Source organism: Thioalkalicoccus limnaeus, from assembly GCF_041197575.1.
Taxonomy (GTDB): domain Bacteria; phylum Pseudomonadota; class Gammaproteobacteria; order Chromatiales; family Chromatiaceae; genus Thioalkalicoccus; species Thioalkalicoccus limnaeus.
In genome coordinates, this window is record NZ_JBDKXB010000031.1 from 1 (window position 1) to 17,708 (window position 17,708).

The 17,708-nt window shown below is 65.2% G+C and carries 14 protein-coding genes; 5 read left to right on the plus strand and 9 right to left on the minus strand.

Annotated features, from left to right (window positions below; translation table 11 throughout):
- The 8 genes from ABC977_RS15870 to ABC977_RS15905 form a co-directional block, all read right to left on the minus strand.
- Positions 1-232 (minus strand): hypothetical protein (locus ABC977_RS15870; RefSeq protein ID WP_369668256.1); only part of this gene is annotated, 232 nt, incomplete at its 3' end.
- On the minus strand, positions 229-951 hold the full coding sequence (locus tag ABC977_RS15875; protein ID WP_369668257.1) for a hypothetical protein: 723 nt from the start codon (positions 949-951) through the stop codon (positions 229-231). The genes ABC977_RS15875 and ABC977_RS15870, both read right to left, overlap by 4 nt.
- 44 nt (positions 952-995) lie before the next feature.
- Complete coding sequence (locus ABC977_RS15880; protein WP_369668258.1) at positions 996-1,496, minus strand: phage tail protein; 501 nt, start codon at positions 1,494-1,496, stop codon at positions 996-998.
- Positions 1,497-1,542: 46 nt separating this feature from the next.
- The gene (locus ABC977_RS15885; RefSeq protein ID WP_369668283.1) at positions 1,543-3,912 is read right to left on the minus strand and encodes a DUF2586 family protein; all 2,370 of its coding nucleotides are present in this window, start codon (positions 3,910-3,912) and stop codon (positions 1,543-1,545) included.
- Between the two features lie 778 nt (positions 3,913-4,690).
- Positions 4,691-5,155, minus strand: a complete 465-nt coding sequence (locus tag ABC977_RS15890; protein ID WP_369668259.1) for a universal stress protein — start codon at positions 5,153-5,155, stop codon at positions 4,691-4,693.
- A 56-nt stretch (positions 5,156-5,211) separates the two neighbouring features.
- Entirely contained in the window at positions 5,212-6,561 is a 1,350-nt protein-coding gene (locus ABC977_RS15895) for an MFS transporter (protein WP_369668260.1), read from the minus strand.
- 165 nt (positions 6,562-6,726) lie between these two features.
- Positions 6,727-7,179: a hypothetical protein gene (locus ABC977_RS15900; protein WP_369668261.1), complete on the minus strand. Its 453-nt coding sequence runs from the start codon at positions 7,177-7,179 to the stop codon at positions 6,727-6,729.
- Between the two features lie 320 nt (positions 7,180-7,499).
- Positions 7,500-8,462, minus strand: coding sequence for a LysR substrate-binding domain-containing protein (locus tag ABC977_RS15905; RefSeq protein WP_369668262.1), 963 nt, complete (start codon positions 8,460-8,462; stop codon positions 7,500-7,502).
- Between the two features lie 137 nt (positions 8,463-8,599).
- Between ABC977_RS15905 and ABC977_RS15910 the strand changes: the two genes are divergently transcribed.
- The 5 genes from ABC977_RS15910 (at position 8,600) to ABC977_RS15930 (ending at position 16,082) form a co-directional block, all read left to right on the plus strand.
- On the plus strand, positions 8,600-10,381 hold the full coding sequence (locus ABC977_RS15910; RefSeq protein WP_369668263.1) for an assimilatory sulfite reductase (NADPH) flavoprotein subunit: 1,782 nt from the start codon (positions 8,600-8,602) through the stop codon (positions 10,379-10,381).
- Positions 10,381-12,066 (plus strand): assimilatory sulfite reductase (NADPH) hemoprotein subunit, encoded by a 1,686-nt coding sequence (gene cysI / locus ABC977_RS15915; protein WP_369668264.1) that lies wholly within the window; start codon positions 10,381-10,383, stop codon positions 12,064-12,066. The genes ABC977_RS15910 and cysI overlap by 1 nt, the downstream gene beginning before the upstream one ends.
- Entirely contained in the window at positions 12,059-12,778 is a 720-nt protein-coding gene (locus ABC977_RS15920) for a phosphoadenylyl-sulfate reductase (RefSeq protein ID WP_369668265.1), read from the plus strand. The genes cysI and ABC977_RS15920 overlap by 8 nt, the downstream gene beginning before the upstream one ends.
- A 222-nt stretch (positions 12,779-13,000) precedes the next feature.
- Complete coding sequence (locus ABC977_RS15925; RefSeq protein ID WP_369668266.1) at positions 13,001-13,858, plus strand: iron-sulfur cluster assembly protein; 858 nt, start codon at positions 13,001-13,003, stop codon at positions 13,856-13,858.
- A gap of 790 nt (positions 13,859-14,648) precedes the next feature.
- Positions 14,649-16,082 carry a sigma-54-dependent transcriptional regulator gene (locus tag ABC977_RS15930; protein WP_369668267.1) on the plus strand — a complete coding sequence of 478 codons (1,434 nt, stop codon included), beginning with the start codon at positions 14,649-14,651 and terminating at the stop codon, positions 16,080-16,082.
- A 148-nt stretch (positions 16,083-16,230) separates the two neighbouring features.
- Here the strand turns inward: ABC977_RS15930 and moaA are convergent, their stop codons facing one another.
- Positions 16,231-17,271 carry a GTP 3',8-cyclase MoaA gene (moaA, locus tag ABC977_RS15935; RefSeq protein WP_369668268.1) on the minus strand — a complete coding sequence of 347 codons (1,041 nt, stop codon included), beginning with the start codon at positions 17,269-17,271 and terminating at the stop codon, positions 16,231-16,233.
- Positions 17,272-17,708: the final 437 nt, after the last annotated feature.

A 17,708-nucleotide genomic window follows, 5' to 3' on the forward strand; every position in this document is an offset into this window, starting at 1 on the left:
CGCGCGTGCCGGCGCTCATGGCAAAAGGCTCCGACTCCGAGGCGGCAGGGTCGTCCGCCACAGGGGCTGCGAGCTCGGTCACCAAGTCGAAGCGGCTGGCCAGCGCCGGATCGTTGAGCCGCTGGTCAGCTTCGGCGACGGGCGAGAGCGAGCGGCCGGCAGGCGCGGCCACGGGCTGGCTCGGCACCGCGACCGCCGACCGGTCAAGCAGCCGTTGCAGGTAGCCACTCACGAGGCGGCCCTGCGGCTGGCGAGCGCCGGCTCAGCCGCGATCAGGCCAGCGAGCGCGCGGCGATCGTCGCGGGAGAGGTCGAGTATCTCTGCGAACGACCAGCCATAGCGGGCGGCGATCAGGTGCACCTCCCGCAGCAGGAACGGACGCTCGCCAGCGAGCCGCTGGATCAGGTAGCGGGCGAGATCGAAACGTACTTCCTGATCCGTGCCGCAATGCGGACAGCGAGCGGCCAGATCGAGGGTCAAGATGGGCGCGGCCCGCTCCAGGAAGGCCAGCACCGCCGCGTCACAGGCGCCGCCCGAGATGACCAGCCGCTCCAGGAGTGCCTCCGGGGTGAGTGTCAGGTCCGCGATGCGTGGGGCCCGCACCCGGCGGCCGTCCGTCCAGCTCCAGCTACCGTCGGCGAAATCGGGGCGCGGGCGCTCGCGATCCTGCATCTCGATGAGTGTGCGCAGCGACAGCTCGAAGCCAAAGGCTTCGCCGCAGACGACACAGCGCGTGCGGCAGTCGCAGACGTCGCCGTAGAGCTGGCCGTAGAGCTGTGCGACCAGCCGGTCGGCGGTCGTGACGTCGAGCGCTTGCACGTCCATACCAGGGGCAAGGCGCGCGACCATATCCAGGGCTGCCCAGGGAGAGCCCGGGTCGAGGGTCAGCTCGTCGCGCCCGGTGAGCGGCCTGGAAAGCGCCGCCGCACTGGCTTGGCTGGTGTGGTCCACACCCGTTGTCATCTGCGCCTCCTGAAGGTCAGGCCCGTGCAGGCTCAGGTCTCGGCGACCTCGACCACGGCCTCGTCGCGGATGAAGCCTTCGTTCTGCAGGACGATGGTCTCGAATGCGACCGCGTTGGCGTTGGCGTCCAGCTCCGGCACGGCGGTGAACTCAGAGACCCAGCAGCGGAACACCTGCCAGCTCCTGACCTTGACCCCCTGCAGGTTGTAGAGCTCGATGGCCATGTCCTTCCGGAAGTCCTTCAGCGACACGGTTGCATCGCCAAGGATGGAGAAGGTCTTGCTCGCCCAGGCTTCGAAGTCGGTGTCGTGGGTGATCCCACGCTCGATGGTGATCGCCTCGAAGGTCGAGACGCCTGGGGAATGGCGCTTGGCCGAGAGGTCGCCGCCGTCGCGGTGGCTCACCACCTCGGTCGTCCGCTTGAGGCCGGAGACCTTGCTCACCCCGGCGACCGGGCGGCCGTCCCACACCACGCGGAATTTGAAGTTCTTGTAGGGGTCGATGCGGGACGTGTTGACCGTGAACTGGGCCATGGAGATCCTCCGTAAACGCGCTCGGCCTGGTCGCTCACCCGGCCGCTCAGACTTCGGCTTGGCCGGCGAGCTGCTTGACCGTCAGGATGACGAACTCCGCCGGCTTCAGCGGGGCAAAGCCGACGACGACGTTGACGATGCCGAGATTGATGTCGCTGGCCGTCGTCGTGCTGGCATCGCAGGCGACGAAATAGGCGTCGCTCGCCTTGCTGCCGGCGAATGCCCCCTGGCGGAAGAGCCCGTTCATGAACGAGCCGGCTGCGAGACGGATCTGCGCCCAGAGGGGCTCGTCGTTCGGCTCGAACACGGCGAACTGGAGGCCGCGATAGAGGCTCTCTTCGATGAACAGCATGGTGCGACGGACAGGAACGTACTTGTCGTCGATGTTGCCGGAGCCGTCGAAACCCACCAGTGTGCGCGCCCCCCAGCTGACCACGCCGGCCGAAAACACCCGCAGCGCGTTCAATGCCTTCGGATTGATCACCCCGTTGTCATCATCGGTCAGCCGCCGCTCCAGGCCGGTCACACCGCGGATGGTCGCCTCCAAGCCCGCTGGCGCCTTCCACACACCGCGCGTCGCATCGGTTCTAGCCATCAAGCCGGCGATCGAGCCCGCCGGGTCAATGACGCGCCCCTCGCGGGTCCCGTCGTGGATGCGCAGCCGTGGCCAGTAGGCCGCCGAATTGCGGGTTTCGACACCGATGCGCAACAAATCCACGCCGTCGTCGGCACTGGCGAGGTCGCGCCAATCCGCCCGCGGGTCGACCAGCAAGAAGGCCCTCTTGTGCGCGCAGAACGCACTCGCCGGCCCCCAAAGCCCCTGGCGTTGATCTTCGTCCTGATCCCGGGAACGCGGGAGCACCAGCAGGTTGAACAACGGCACCTCGCGATCGGCGATAGCATAGGCTCTGGCGTAATCGTCGGGCTGCGGAATGTCACCATCGTCGCCCGCCTCGGCATCGAACTGGAAGGAACCCGCACCGGCGGTTCCGCCGGGCAGACCCACGGTGTACGCGAGCACGTTGGTAACGAGATCGCTTGTTCCAGTGATCACACCGTTGACCGTCAGCATCGCCGCGAGCCCCGTATCGTCGCCGCCATACAGCGGGCGCAGGCCGAGTCGCCAACCCTGGCGCGCTGCGGCCCAGCGGCGCGACGTGTTCTGCGATAGGTTGACCCCGAGCACCTCGAGGACGCCACGCACGTTGGCAAGGCTGCGGCTGGTTCCCTGTTGGAAAATCCGCGTTCCCGCGGCACCGATATCGAGCGCAATCGGAGCGTGCGTGTCGGGACTGTCGTCCACCAAGGTGATTTGGTCGACGGCGCCGCGATCCACACCGGCCAGCATGCGCAGCGCGGAGAACCGATCGACCGACGTGCCGACGCGGCTAACGATGCCGTTCGGCGCCGGGCGCGCATCGCCGAAGGTTGAGCCTTCTAAGCCGCCGGCGGCGACGCCGAGCTGCAGCGCCGCGGTGACGTCGTTGGCAGCCGCCGGCGCGATGCGAACAGGCCCAGCCGCACTCGTGATGCGCAGCAGCCGACCGCCCGCAACGCCGCCATCCGGCTGATCGGCATCGCCGACCGCCGTCACTGCGACGACGACCGAAGCCCCGATGCCCGCGTTGCTCAGTGCTTGGTTCATGTTGCCCTGCCAGGTCAGGGCCATCGCGTCGACGTCGCCGCCGGCATCGCTCGCGGGTGTCAAGGCCACCGGCACGGCCGCGTGGCCAGCCACCTGCAAGCGCAGCGCATTTGCGTTCGGTGTAACCATCGCCTGCAGATCCGCGAGCGCATCGCCGTCGCTCGCCCGCAACACACGCGCGGCTAGGGAAACGCCCCCCACTGTCGCCACCGGGTCCGCCTTGACGGTCACCAAGGCGCTGACGCCGTTGATCACCCGCTCGACAAAATTTCCGGCGTTAGGGTCCATCGAGAGACCCGTGAAGGCCTCCTCGTCCTCGCGCCCCAGCCGGCCGCCCGCAAGGAAGCTTCGCCGGTAGACGGTCAAATTGAAGGTCTCTTCCGGGCTCGCCGTCGCATAGTCGATCTCGACCCGAAGCCGGTTGCCCAACAGGCCGGCATCTCTGGCCGTCACGACGAGCGCGTCGCTTTCATCGATCGCGCGCAGGGTTACCGCGGCCTGGTCGGCGCCATCGGCGATGCGCATAATCCAGGCTTCACCGCCCCCGTTGACGTAGAACTGACGCACCTGGGTGGCAAGTTCACCCTTTGTCGTCGCCCCGAACGCGCGTTCGAAGTCGGCAACCGAAAAGATGCGCGTGGGCTGATCCATCGGCCCCTGCTCGGCCTGGCCGACGAACAGTGCTACCGACGTGGCGACCCCGCCAATGGCCCGAGCCCCCGAAGCCTCCTCGCGCACGTAAACGCCGGGATAGGAGACGGCAACTGCCATAATGGTCCTCCAGCGGGGCAAGGGCCGCCGCCAAGTCGCCAACCTGGCCCGCCTCCGAGTGGGGCGGGGCCTTGCGTACGCTTGCCATTCCCCTTGTTTGCCTTATCGACGAGGCAGGAGGCCGGCCGACATCGACGCCTCATTCGCGGCAAGTCTAGCCCTCGGCATCACTGCGTCAAGGACTACGCTCCACTTGCCCTGCTCACGCACGTTGCACATAAGGGCACCTTGAAAAATTCAAGGTGCCCGCGCGGGGCAAGGATGCCCCGCCATTTTCAGTCGCCTAAGCGACTGAAAATGAAGCGAAGCGGAAATCGCATTTTCGCTTCGCGCCTTGAAAAATTGCCCGGATGGCAATTTTTCAAGGTTCCCACAAAGCGCTTCGCATCGCAGGGAAAAGCCGATGCAGGCAGGCGCGCACAACTACAGTTTAGCAGCGCCTCCAGAATGTCAAGCTTTCGACAGGACGGCCTGGTGACATTCTTTCGCCGATGGCCCGGGATTTCGATAACCGGCCTTCGAGAGAAGCCCCGTCACAAAGGGCCAAGACGGCTTGCCAAAACGGAGAGTTTCTTCACAATCCAGCGAGATCGTGTGGTTGCCATCAAGTGCGCACGACTGTCCGAATGAAGGGTTTCTTGAGACGGAAGCTGCACGATTCATCTAGTCAGCAGAATACAGCTGGTGGTCGCTGGCACGCTTGGATGGACAGCACCCATTATCCGGATAAGACTCTCGTTCTATTGCGTTCGGTCGTGTACTTCCGGTTGCCGCTAGATCATCGCCGCCCTCCTCCATAACTCGATACCAGGACCGGGATCGTCGCGTGTGTCAGGGTCTTCAGGGTCTCGCTGCCGAGGATCTTGGCTCGAATGCCCTTGCGCCCATGCGAGGCCATGAAGATCAGGTCGGCTCCGGATCGAGTCGCGGCCTCGACGATCGCCTCGTACGGGCTGTTGCTCAAGGTCGTCAGGGTCGCGCATGGGACATCGGCCTCCCGGCATAGGTCTTCGACGAAGGCCAGGTTCTTCTGGACCTCCTTGTCGATCTGCTCATCGATCTGGCCGAGCGGCTCGGACGCCGTGTTGGCCTCCTCGCCATAGAAATAGGCCGCGGCCAGATTCGGCTTCGCGTGATAGGCGGTGATCCGAGCCCCGATGGATTGGGCAAAGCGGACCGCCTGCCGGGCGTTATCCTGCGAGAGTTCGGAGCCGTCGGTCGGGACGAGAATGTGCTTGAACATGATACAGGACCCCTGTCATGAGTGGGTTGAGCCGAAATGGCGCGACCGGTTCGCGCTCACACCCTGGCAAACGACAGCGCCGAACCTCGGCGCTCGTAGAAGAACCAGAGCGTGATGATCATGACGATATAGGCGACGATGAAGACGATGAAACCACCCTTGATCCCGAAGGTGCCGAAGACCCGCGGGATGATGAAGGCGCCGAGCGAACCGATGGCGCCGGCGATCCCGATGCAGCCGCCAGCGAGACGGCGCGCCCGCACCAGGCCCGTCGGGTCGACCTTGCCGGTCTGACGGTCGGTGACCTGGGCACGGAAGATCGCCGGGATCATCCGATAGGTGGTCCCGTTGCCGAAGCCGGCCGCCGCGAACAGGATCAGGAACATCGTCAGGAATAACGGGAACGACGGCTGATCCTGGAAGAGCACCCAGATCACGCCACCGCACCCGAAGATCATCACGGCGAAGCACACCAGCGTCATCCGTGCGCCGCCATAGCGATCCGACATCCACCCACCGAGCGGCCGAATCGTGGCTCCGATCAAGGCGCCGAGGAACACGTAATTGGTCGTGACCTCCGGAAACTCCAGACGCATCAGGGTCGCGAAACTGTTGGCGTAACCGATGAAGGAGCCGAAGGTGCCGATGTACAGGAAGGACATGATCCAGGTGTTCTTGTCGGCCGTGGACATCAGCAGGGCCTTCGAATCGGACTGGGCCGAACTCAGGTTGTTCATGAAGAAGTAGGCGCCCATTGCCGCGAGGATGATCAATGGGATGAACATCAGACCTGCCCGATCCAACGCAAGCCCGGCACCGGTGATGATGACGATCGGGATCGTGAACTGCACCCAGGCCGTGCCGAGGTTGCCACCAGCGGCGTTCAGCCCCAGTGCGAAGCCCTTCTCGCGCTCCGGGTAGAAGAAGGAGATGTTGACCATCGACGAGGTGAAATTCCCGGCCCCCAGACCCGCGGTCGTCGCGATCGTCAACATCAGCCAATAGGGCGTGTCGGGATTGGTCACGGCCCAGGCCAAGCCCGTCGCCGGTATCAGCAGCAGCAGCGCTGAGGCGATCGTCCAATTGCGCCCGCCGAACCGCGGCGGCGCAAAGGTATAAGCGAAACGCATGAAGGCGCCAAAGAGCCCCGGCATCGCAATCAGCCAAAACATCTGATTGACGGTGTATTGGAACCCCACATCGAGCAGCCTGGGAACGACCATGCCCCACACGGCCAGCATCGCGAAGCCGAGAAACTCGGCGAACATCGACCAAGCCAGATTGCGGCGCGCAATCCCCTTCCCTTTGCTCTGCCATTGCGCCTCGTTTTCTGGGTTCCAATTATCGATCCAGCGACCTCGCCCGAATTGCAATTTCGGGCCTTCGTGCATGACTGTGGTGGACATCGCCCTCTCCTCATCTTGGATGGCATTGAATTGCGGTTGTTGTCGTTCGATTCGCATCGCACCGGCCGGAATCCAGCACCGGATCGACGCGAATGACTGCCGGGAAAAGGCGAAGCGTCGATTGCGACCAGAATGGAAGAAATTCTGGCCCGCCTCGCTCGGCCTTTATCGCGCCGCGCCTAATTCGCTTCGTTCGAATACCAGGGCATCTTTCTGCATGCTGGGCAGGGCGAGTAACTCGATCTTCAATTCGGCGATCAGTTGCTCAGCCGCGGCCAATTCCTCGGCCAGGCCGGCCACCTCGATGTGAAAGGCCTGCTCACGCGCCGCCCGATCGGCGATCTCCGCCTTCAGCGCTTTGGTCTCCTGTTGCGCACGCTGTATGGCATCGACGATGCGCATGCCGCCAGCGACTAGGTAAGGGGCCGTTTGCAGCGGATCGTAAAGGCGCATCACGTATTCCTGTCCTTTGGCATTCGTCAGGGTCACCGGCTCGCGTAGGAGTATCGCGTCGACGAAGAAATAGGTACTCAAGAGACAACACAGCACCAAGCCCACGATCAGGGTGCCGAGCGTTGGCCTTGGCGGTGTCGCAATAGCTGATTCCGGATTGGACATGATGGCCTCCGTCAATAAGATAATTGCTTAATGATGTACTGACATATGGAGATGGCGTGCGACACCTCGAATCGGTTGCCGCATTCACGGGCAAGCACAAGATATGCCAGGCGCCATTGCAGCCTTATGGAAGCAGACACCGGGTGATGTCATTCGGGTGATGGAGACGAAGGGGCCAGAGCCAACTCGGCAATGGCACCCATTCACTGGAGATTTCCACGACCGCGGCGGGGATCGATCCGCACGGGCCGACCAGGAGGCCGAGACGCGCCCGCGTGGACCGGCCTATCGTCAGTCCTCGGTGCGACGGCCGCGACCCATCATGAGTGGGTCAAAATGTCCCACTCCGCGGGGCCGTGTTGGACACCCTGTCCGATTGTCCCTGCCCCGAGCGCGGCCGTTTCCGCCTTGAAGAGATCGATGAAGCGCCGATGAAAGCGGCGGAGATACTTGTCGCGGGCGTACGCGATCTTGGTGACCTCCCACGGGAAGAGTTCGCTCAGGTCGCGGATCCCGAGATCGCGGTCCTCGTCGGGCTGGTAGGCCAAGGTCGCGATGATGCCCACGCCGAGGCCCTCGCGGACATAGGTCTTGATCACGTCGGTATCCGCTGCGCTCAAGACCAGGTTCGGTTGCAGCCCGGCCTTCGCGAAGGTCTCGCTGAGACTGCCGTGACCGGTGAAGCCGAAGACGTAGGTCACCAGCGGGTAATCGCACAGCGCGTCCAGCGACAGCAGCTCGCGTTCGAGCAGCGGATGCCCCTGCGGTGCGATCAGACCGCGATTCCAGCGGAAACACGGGACCGCCCGCAGGCCCGCGTCCTCGCCTAAGGCCTCGGTGCAGATCGCGAGATCCACGAGGTCGCGCAGGACCATCTCGACCAGTTGCCCCGGGGTGCCCTGATGGATCTGCATCGACACGGCCGGGTAGGCCGCGACGAAGCGCCGGATCACCGGAGGCAGCACATAGCGCGCCTGGGTGTGGGTCGCCCCCAGGCGCAATACCCCTTGTTCGTCCGCGACGTGATCGCGCCCGACCGCAAGGATGTTGCCGGTCTGGCGCAGGGCCTCGTGTGCATGGCGCAGGACCTGCTCGCCGACTTCGGTGAGTCCGATCAGTCGCTTGCCCTGACGCACGAACAGCCCGGTTCCGACCTCGGCCTCCAGTTGCTTCAAGTGTTGAGTCACCGCCGACTGCACCAGGTGCAGCCGCTCGGCGGCTCGACTCACGCTGAAACGGGCCTCGACCAGCGTCACCAGCGAGCGGAGTTGGCGAAGTTCCATATCTGATTTTTTGATAAACAATGACGAATGATCATTTTCAATCGCGAATAACGCACGGCTAGACTTCGGCGTCAAGGGGGGCGGTCGGATCGAGAGCCCCGATTGAACAGCACGGCGCATGCCAGGGGTTTCCAATCATGGCGTTACCGCAACGCAACCCAGTCACCAGCCCGTTCGACGAGCCGCAGTGGCGGGCGGTGCAGTCCCTGCTCGAGGACTTGTCACCGGCGCAGATGGCCTGGGTCAGCGGGTACCTCGCGGGACTGGCGCGGGTCGAGCCCGCGCCCGCCGCGGAACCACCTGCGGCCGAGCCAATCACGATCCTCTACGGCTCCCAGACCGGGAACGCCAAGTCCGTCGCGGAGCGGCTCGGCGCTCGCGCGCTCGAGCAGGGGCTCGCGGCGAGCGTGCTGGGGATGGCCGACTACCATCCGCGGAAGCTCGCGAAGGAGCGCTGGGTCCTGCTGGTCGTTAGCACCCACGGCGAGGGCGAGCCGCCCGAAAACGCCCACGCACTGCATTCCTTCGTCCATGATGCCCAAGCCCCGCGCCTGGAACGGCTGCGCTACGCGGTGCTGGCCCTCGGAGATTCGAGCTACGAACACTTCTGCCGCACGGGCCAGGAGTTCGATCAGCGTCTGGCGGACCTCGGCGCCCAGCGGCTGATGCCGCTGCAATGCTGCGACCTGGATTTTCAGGCCGAGGCGAAACGCTGGTCGGACGGCGCGCTCGAGCGTCTCTCCGAGCTGACGACGCGGCGCGCCAGCAATGTCGTCGCACTGCCCGGGCTGTACCGCCCCGCGCCGCGCGCCCATGATCGCGACAACCCGTTCGCTGCGACCCTGCTCGAAAACCGCCAGATCACGACCGCCGACGCCATCGCCGACGTGCGCCATCTGGCGCTCGAGATCGACCCGCGAGCGGTGCGTTTTCAACCGGGCGATGCGCTCGGTGTCTGGTTTCGCAACGACCCGAACTTGGTGGCTGTGTTGCTGGACCAGCTGGGTCTCGACGGCGACAGCCCGGTCCGCCTCGACGACGAGGAATCGAGCCTGCATCAGGCGCTCAGCGAGCGCCTGGAGCTGACTCGGCTGCACCCCAAGACCCTGTCCGGCTGGGCGCCGCGCGCGTCAGGACCGGACCTCGCGGAGCTGGCTGCCGATGGCGCGCGGGTCCGCGATTGGATCGCGACACGCCAGTTCATCGATCTGGTCACCGCGTATCCGGCCGCGATCGAGGCCCAGGACCTGGCGGCCTTGCTGCCGCCCCTGACGCCGCGCCTGTACTCGATCGCCTCGAGCCAGGCCGCGTTCGAGGACGAGGTGCACCTGACGGTCTCGTTGGTTCGCTCGGCGACGGCTGGCGCAGAACGGCTCGGCGGCGCGACCGGTTTCCTGTGCGAACGGCTGGCGCGCGGGGCATCGGTCGGTGTCTATGTCGTCGAGAACCCTGGGTTCCGGCTGCCCGAGGACGGCTCAACCCCGGTCATCCTGATCGGGGCCGGGACCGGCGTCGCGCCCTATCGCGCCTTCCTGCAACAACGTGCCGCGCACGGCGACAGCGGGCGCAACTGGCTCATCTTCGGCAACCGCCATTTCCGCCGCGATTTTCTCTATCAGCTCGACTGGCTGGGCCATCGCGACGCCGGGCGGCTGAACCGTGTGAGTCTCGCCTTCTCGCGCGACGGCGCCGAGCGGCGTTACGTGCAGCACCGACTGCGCGACGAGGGCACCGAGCTCTACCGTTGGCTCGAGGAGGGCGCGCACCTGTATGTCTGCGGCGGAACCGCGATGGGTCAGGCCGTTCACGCGGCCCTGCTCGAAGCGATCGCCGCCGCGGCCGGCCGCGACGCGGCGGCGGCCAGCGACTATGTCGACAACCTGCGCCACGACGGGCGCTACCACCGGGATCTCTACTGATGACGGCGACAACCCACCCGAACGAAGGGATCAAGCTGCGCAGCAACTTTCTGCGCGGCACCCTGCGCGAGAGCCTGGTCGACGAGCTGACCGGGGCCATGAGCCCGGAGGACACCCAGATCAGCAAGTTCCACGGCTTCTACCAACAGGACGACCGCGATCAGCGCCAAACCCGCCGCGACCGGTTCCTCGAACCCGACTACGCGTTCATGCTCCGCGCCCGGCTCCCCGGGGGCGTCTGCACACCGACCCAATGGCTGGCCATCGACGGGATCGGCCGCGAACTGGCAGCCGGGAGCCTGCGCCTGACGACGCGCCAGAGCTTTCAGTACCACGGCATCCTCAAACACCGGCTCGAGGCCGTGATCCGCGGCATCAACCAGGTCATGATCGACTCGATCGGCGGCTGCGGCGATGTCAACCGCAATGTCGTCTGCAACCCGAATCCGATCGAATCCAGCCTGCACCAGGAGGTCCATGCCTGGGCTCAGCGCATCAGCGAGCACCTGCTGCCGCGCACCCGCGCCTACCACGAGCTCTGGCTCGATGGCGAACGGGTCGCCGGCGGCGAGGAGGTCGAGCCCATCTATGGCCCGACCTATCTGCCACGCAAGTTCAAGACCGCGGTCGCCGTCCCGCCGCACAACGATGTCGACGTCTACGCCAACGATCTCGGTTTCATCGCGATCGCCAAGGCCGGGCGCCTGGTCGGTTTCAATGTCGTCGCCGGCGGCGGGATGGGCGCCACGCACGGGGACCCGACGACCTTCCCACGACTAGCCGATCCGCTCGGTTTCATCGCGCCCGACCAGACGCTGGCCGTGGCCGAGGCGGTCGTCACGACCCAGCGCGACTTCGGCGACCGGGTCAGCCGCCAGCATGCGCGCCTGAAGTACACGATCGAACGCATGGGGCTCGCCGCCTTTCGCGACGAGGTCGCGCGGCGCGCCGGCATCCGTTTCGCGCGACCAAGGCGCGTGCGCTTCACCGATCAGGGCGACCGCTATGGCTGGGTCAAGGGGGTCGACGATCACTGGCATCTGACGCTGTACATCGAGAACGGGCGCTTGGTCGACACCCCGCGCCAGGGGCCGATGGCCGGGCTGCGCGAGATCGCGCGGATCCATCACGGCGACCTACGGATCACGCCGAACCAGAATCTCGTCGTCGCTCGCGTGCCCGAGGCCCAGCGCGCCGACATCGAGCACTTGGCGCGCGACCACGGGCTGCTCGCCGAGGGCCACTCGATGCTGCGCCGACAGGGCATCGCCTGTGTCGCACTGCCGACCTGTCCACTGGCGATGGCCGAGGCGGAACGCTATTTCCCGGACCTGCTCGACCAGATCGAACGCCTGGCCAAGCGGCACGGCCTCGAGGACCCGGGGCTCGTGGTTCGCATGACGGGCTGTCCGAACGGATGCGCGCGTCCCTATCTGGCCGAACTGGCGCTGATCGGCAAGGGGCCGGGCCGCTACAACCTGATGCTCGGTGGCGACGGGATCGGCACCCGGCTCAACCACCTGTTTCGCGAGAACCTCGACGAGGCCGGTCTGCTGGCCGAGATCGACCAGCTGCTGGGCCGCTACGCCGCCGAACGCCACGCCGACGAAGGGTTCGGCGATTTCGTCATCCGCGCCGGTCTAGTCCGGCCGATGGCCCGTCCCTCGGAGACCCACGATGCTTGAAGCGAATCTCGAAGCCCTGTTGCGCGGCGACCCGGCGGCCTTGCGCGAGGCCAATCGCGTGCTGGAGGCCAAGTCGGCCCCGGAGCGTGCCCGGTGGGCGCTCGAGCGGCTGCCGGAAAACCATGTGCTGTCGTCGAGCTTCGGCACCCAGTCGGCCGTCATGCTCCACATGATGACGCGGCTGCGCCCCGAACTCCCGGTGGTCCTGATCGACACCGGTTACCTGTTCCCGGAAACCTACCGGCTGATCGATGACCTGACGGAGCGACTCGACCTGAACCTGAAGGTCTATCGGCCGGCGCTGTCGTCCGCCTGGCTGGAAGCGCGGCTCGGACGCCTCTGGGAACAGGGGCCGGCCGGGCTTGATCAGTACAACCAGATCGCGAAGGTCGAGCCGATGGAGCGGGCCCTCGCCGAGCTCAACGCGACCACCTGGTTCGCCGGTCTGCGGCGCGAACAGGCACGGTCACGCGCGGCCTTACCCGTGCTCCGGTTTCAGGACGGGCGCCTGAAGGTCCATCCGATCATCGACTGGACCAGCCTCGACGTGCATCGCTATCTGCACCAGCACGACCTGCCCGATCACCCGCTGCGCGATCGCGGATACGCCTCGGTCGGCGACGTCCACACGACCTGGCCACTGCTCCCCGGCATGCGCGAGGAGGACACCCGGTTCTTCGGCCTCAAACGCGAGTGCGGCCTGCACCGGTGATCCGGGTCGTCACGCAAACCGCGGCGTTGGCGCGCAATGTGCTTTCTTTTTTGCGATCCGGTGTCGCGGACTGGGCCGCGGCACCGGAGCCGCCCGATCCATCCGGATCGGGTCAACGCAAGTCGACGAGGCCACCGCCACGACCGGCGCCCACCCTCCTCGGGCGCCTGCCGAACACGCGCTGGGCCGAGTCATGAGCCGGAGGACAAAGAGATGGCGCCAATGAAGCCCGAAGAGGTCAAAGAGATGCTGCGACAGGTCAAGTTTCCTGGTCGCTCGCGCGACATCGTCGCACTCGGATTCGTCAAGAGCATCGCGGTGCAGGGTTCGCATATCGAGGTCGAATTGACACCGGACAGCATCAAGGTCGACAAGGTGACGGCGATGGAAGAGGACGTCCGGGCATTGCTGCAAGGGGCTCAGTTCGAATCGATCGAGATCCACACCGAGCCGCCGTACGATGACGATTCGATGCTGCTCGGCGGTGCCTCGGTGAATCCGCTGCAGGTCGACCTGACCGAATACGGGTTGGATCCGAGCCCGGACTTGACCGGCGCAGTCGCCGGGGCCGGCGCGCCGCACATCAAGGATCTGCTGTCATCGGCCACCTCGAAAGGCGGACCGACGGCCGAGGCTCAGGCCGCCGCCGAGGCCGCGGCGATGGAGATGGCCCCGGTGGAAGGGCCGCAAGGCAACTCGGATCCGACCTACGAAGGCCCACTACCGGTCTTCCAATGGCAGGTCGACCCCGAGAACACCGAGGCCGGGGTCACCAAGGTCAAATTCAGTGTCGACAGCTGGAACTACGTGGTGCTCTGGCTCCAGCACCGCGACGCCGACCTGGTCTATGCCTCGATCCAGGCCCGCCATTGGATCTCGATCGGTGGCAAGGCGCGGCCGAACCCCGCGGGCCGCACCGAGGCGGTCAATCTCGTCTTCGATCCGCGGCGCGGCGGCGTCGTCGCGATCTACGGCACCGTCAAGGACTTCCGGCCCTTCGTCGAGGCCTTTCATCGCGCCTACACCGGGGACACCCGCGACACCAGTCCCTCGCACAGGATACCCGACGAGGCCGCCTGACAAGGCCCCCGAGCCTTCGCTCCAGCTCAGTCGGCGGAGGACGGCCTCCGGCCCCTTCCGCCCTCGCCCGTCCTTCCGCTTCTCCGCTACACTTGGGGCCATATCGTCACAACAGGTCCGACGATACCAAGAACATCATGTCCGCCATCCTGAAGATCACGGAAGCCAAGGCGAAGTTCTCCTAGGTCGTGGAGCGGCTCAGTCAGGGCGAGGAGATCATCGTCACACGAATGGGCGCCCCATCGCGCGCATCACGCGTTGCGATTATCTCACCTCAACGTCTATCGGACCCTCCCGATGTACCATCGCGATCCTCTCAACAGGATGCTGATCGCACAGGCGAGAGCGGAGGCCTTAGCGCTGGTCTCGCGGGACACGGAGATCGCCGAGTACGACGTCGACGTCCTGGCCTGCTGAGGGGCAAGCGATCAGGCGAATGCACCCTGGCCCGTGTGGGCATCCACGGAGTCATCGCAAGGCTTTAATATCGATTATGCCGATATGAATAAACGATATTTTTCGTTTGTACCATCCAAAGCGAAAAAGATATCCTGATATCCGATAATAACCATTGATGCATTCCTTCGAGTGATACCTGCCGTGAAGGATGGCACTGACCGGCCCGGAGCAGGTGTCATCCGCAACGGATCGAAGGACGCGGGACAGGGACGCCGTGGGGACCACCGAACAAGGATGAAGCAGGGTTCGTCTGCGAGACCAAAAACATAACGACGCAGACTGGGATGCTGTACTGGCCAGGCGGCAATCACCACTAGACCAGGAGGAGACAATGGGAGCCCTACCACGAGAAAACCCCGGTGGCTGCACGCAGGAGCCTCTCGAGACCTTGCCGGTCTGCGAAGGCGTTCTCGTTCTACTCAACGAACCCGGCATGCGGGATTTCGTCAAGGCGGCGCTGCAGCAACACTTTGCACGGATCGATACGGCCGCCACCGCCGACGAGGCACGGAAGATGGCGACAGAGACCTGTTATCGCTTCATGATTGCCGACATTCGGCTGCCCGGGGGGCCACGCGGTATCGAACTGGCACAGGAGCTTCGCGAGCTGAGCTCCCTGGAGATGGACGTCATCTTCATCACCGGGTGCGGCGACGTGCAGGACGAAATCGACGCGATGCGTGATGCCACCGCCGATGTCTTGCGCAAACCCTTCCATGCCGAACAGTTGCTGGCGCTGATCAAGCGCGCTGGCGATCGCCGCCGCACCGCGCGCGAGATCTTTCTGCGCGATCGGGAATCCGACCAGCGACCGGTCCCGGAACGCATCGTTGGCGACAGCGACGCGATCAAGGACCTTTGGCGCACCATCCGCCGGGTCGCCCCGACCGCGTCGACCGTCCTGATCAAGGGTGAAACTGGAGCCGGCAAGGAGCTGGTCGCCCGATCACTGCACGATCTCAGTGGTCGCCAGGGTAGCTACGTCCCCGTCAACTGCGGCGCCATCTCGCCCGACCTGATCGAAGGCGAGCTGTTCGGCCACCTGAAGGGCGCCTTCACCGGTGCGCATCAGGCCCGCAACGGCCTTTTCGGTCATGCCGATGGCGGCACCCTGTTTCTCGACGAGATCGGAGAGATGCCGCTCGGTCTCCAGGCCAAACTATTGCGGGTCCTCGAAGCGCGAAGCTATCGGCCCGTCGGCGGCAATCAGGAGATTCCGATCAACACCCGGGTCATCGCCGCGACGAATCGTGACTTGGCGGCCGAGGTCCTCGCCGGGCGTTTTCGCAAGGATCTGTATTACCGGATCAATGTGATCGACCTGCGCCTCCCCCCGCTGCGCGAACGCAAAGATGACATCCCGCGACTGGCGGAACATTTCTTGACGATCCTATCGGCCGAGCTGGGCGTTCCGAAGCCGGAACTGACCGCATGGGATCGCGAGCAGCTGATCCGTTATGACTGGCCGGGGAACTGCCGCGAGCTCCGCAATGTCATCGAGCGCTCGCTGCTGCTCGGCAAGCCGCCGTCCTGCTACATCGCTGCGACGGACCCGGCTGGCACCCCCGACAGACCGGTGACGGAAGCGACCCCCCGTTCACTGGCGACGATGCAGCGGTCCCATATCATGAACGCGCTGTTGGCCGCCGGCGGCAACAAGACGCTGGCCGCGCGCTCGTTGGGGATCTCGCGCAAAACGGTCGAACGCAAACTCAAGGAATGGGCCGATCCCAACCTCTGCGACACGGGGACCCTGGACGGATGACCGCCACTCGCTAGGCGGCTCGGCGGGCTAGGCGTCCAATAGCGGGATCCGAGGCTGCGGTCCCCCGCGACGCCACTCGCCGCGCCCGTCTCGTTCCCAGAGCGGCACACGAAACGAGCGGTAGGCCCGCACCAGCGGACGCGCCACATCAACCGCCGGTCATATTCATGTGACGGAAGATCACCGGCTTGACCCCGAGGTCGAAATCGTGGCCGCGCGGCTTGATGGCCATTGCCGCGACGATCGCCTGCTTGACTCGCTCGTCATCGGTCGGGTTCGCGCGCAGCGCGCGCCGCAGGTCGACCGAGTATTCCTGCCCCAGACAGAGCAGTAGCCGACCCTCGGCGGTGACCCGCACCCGGTTGCAGTCGCCGCAGAAGTTGTGGCTATGTGGCGAGATGAAGCCGATCCGCGTGTCCTCGCCGGCAACACGGAAGTACTTGGATGGTCCCCCGGTGCTGTCGATCGTCGGGAGCAGATCGAAATGTGCCTCGAGGTCGCGCCGGATCGCGTCGCTCGAATAGTAGGCCTCGGCGCGGTCATGGTCACCGATGACGCCGAGCGGCATCTCCTCGATGAAGCTGATATCCAATCCGTTCGCGATCGCGAAGCGCACCAGATCGACGACCTCGTCATGATTGCGGTTCTTCAGGATGACGCTGTTGAGCTTGATGCGCTGGAAGCCGACGGCGCGCGCGGCCTCCAGGCCGGCCAGGGTCTTGTCGAGCCGCCCGAGCCGCGTGATCTTGCGAAAACGCTCCGGGATCAGCGTATCGAGACTGACGTTGATCCGGGTCACGCCGGCATCCTTCAGCGCACGCGAATGACGCGCGAGCTGCGTGCCGTTCGTCGTGATGGTCAGATCGCGGATCTGTTCCAGCGCGCCGAGCCGTTCGAACAACCAGACGACGTTGGGCCGCACCAACGGCTCACCTCCGGTCACCCGCAACTTGGTCACCCCCAACCCAGCGAAGCACCGCCCGAGCCGCGCAAGCTCCTCGAGCGTGAGGACCTGATGGCGCGGCAGAAAGGTCATCTGTTCGGACATGCAATAGACGCAGCGCAGATCACACCGATCCGTCACCGACAGCCGCACATAGGTAATGCGGCGACCGAATCGATCGATCAAGGCGGCGGGGCGTCGTTCGCCGGACGGCGATCCGCCATCGAATGAGAGCTGTGGATTCACTGTCGAGCCTTCTCGTTATCGTGAGAGATGCCGCCACGAGACGCGCCGCGGCCTAATCGGCCGGGGCCAGCCGGCCGCCAGAAAAAGGCGGGGCCTCCCTGCCCCGCTTGGGCCACCTGACGCCGCGCCAGAGCCCCAAGGGACATGGGCCAACTCCGCGAGACGGAAATAAGCAAAAACAATGCCACGCCCTTCTGTTCGCCGCCTACGCGATCTGGCGGCGAGAACGCCGCCCCAGCCCATGACAGTACTCATTCCGCGCAAGTGCCTGATCAGGCGTCGCATTCAGGTACTGCGAACCGCAGATAACGCTTCCTCGTAACCGCCTGACCTATCGCAGCTGACGGACTTACGGGCAAGGGTGATGGCCCAGCCGTGGCGCCGCGCCGGCTCGGCCGCCAGGCCGGGGCGGCCACGATTGGACAAAGTGTCGCAGT

Coding starts and splice junctions, on each gene's coding strand:
- ABC977_RS15880 (WP_369668258.1), bottom strand. CDS start 1,496: ATGGCCCAGTTCACGGTCAACACGTCCCGCATCGACCCCTACAAGAAC.
- ABC977_RS15885 (WP_369668283.1), bottom strand. CDS start 3,912: ATGGCAGTTGCCGTCTCCTATCCCGGCGTTTACGTGCGCGAGGAGGCT.
- ABC977_RS15890 (WP_369668259.1), bottom strand. CDS start 5,155: ATGTTCAAGCACATTCTCGTCCCGACCGACGGCTCCGAACTCTCGCAG.
- ABC977_RS15895 (WP_369668260.1), bottom strand. CDS start 6,561: ATGTCCACCACAGTCATGCACGAAGGCCCGAAATTGCAATTCGGGCGA.
- ABC977_RS15900 (WP_369668261.1), bottom strand. CDS start 7,179: ATGTCCAATCCGGAATCAGCTATTGCGACACCGCCAAGGCCAACGCTC.
- ABC977_RS15905 (WP_369668262.1), bottom strand. CDS start 8,462: ATGGAACTTCGCCAACTCCGCTCGCTGGTGACGCTGGTCGAGGCCCGT.
- ABC977_RS15910 (WP_369668263.1), top strand. CDS start 8,600: ATGGCGTTACCGCAACGCAACCCAGTCACCAGCCCGTTCGACGAGCCG.
- cysI (WP_369668264.1), top strand. CDS start 10,381: ATGACGGCGACAACCCACCCGAACGAAGGGATCAAGCTGCGCAGCAAC.
- ABC977_RS15920 (WP_369668265.1), top strand. CDS start 12,059: ATGCTTGAAGCGAATCTCGAAGCCCTGTTGCGCGGCGACCCGGCGGCC.
- ABC977_RS15925 (WP_369668266.1), top strand. CDS start 13,001: ATGAAGCCCGAAGAGGTCAAAGAGATGCTGCGACAGGTCAAGTTTCCT.
- ABC977_RS15930 (WP_369668267.1), top strand. CDS start 14,649: ATGGGAGCCCTACCACGAGAAAACCCCGGTGGCTGCACGCAGGAGCCT.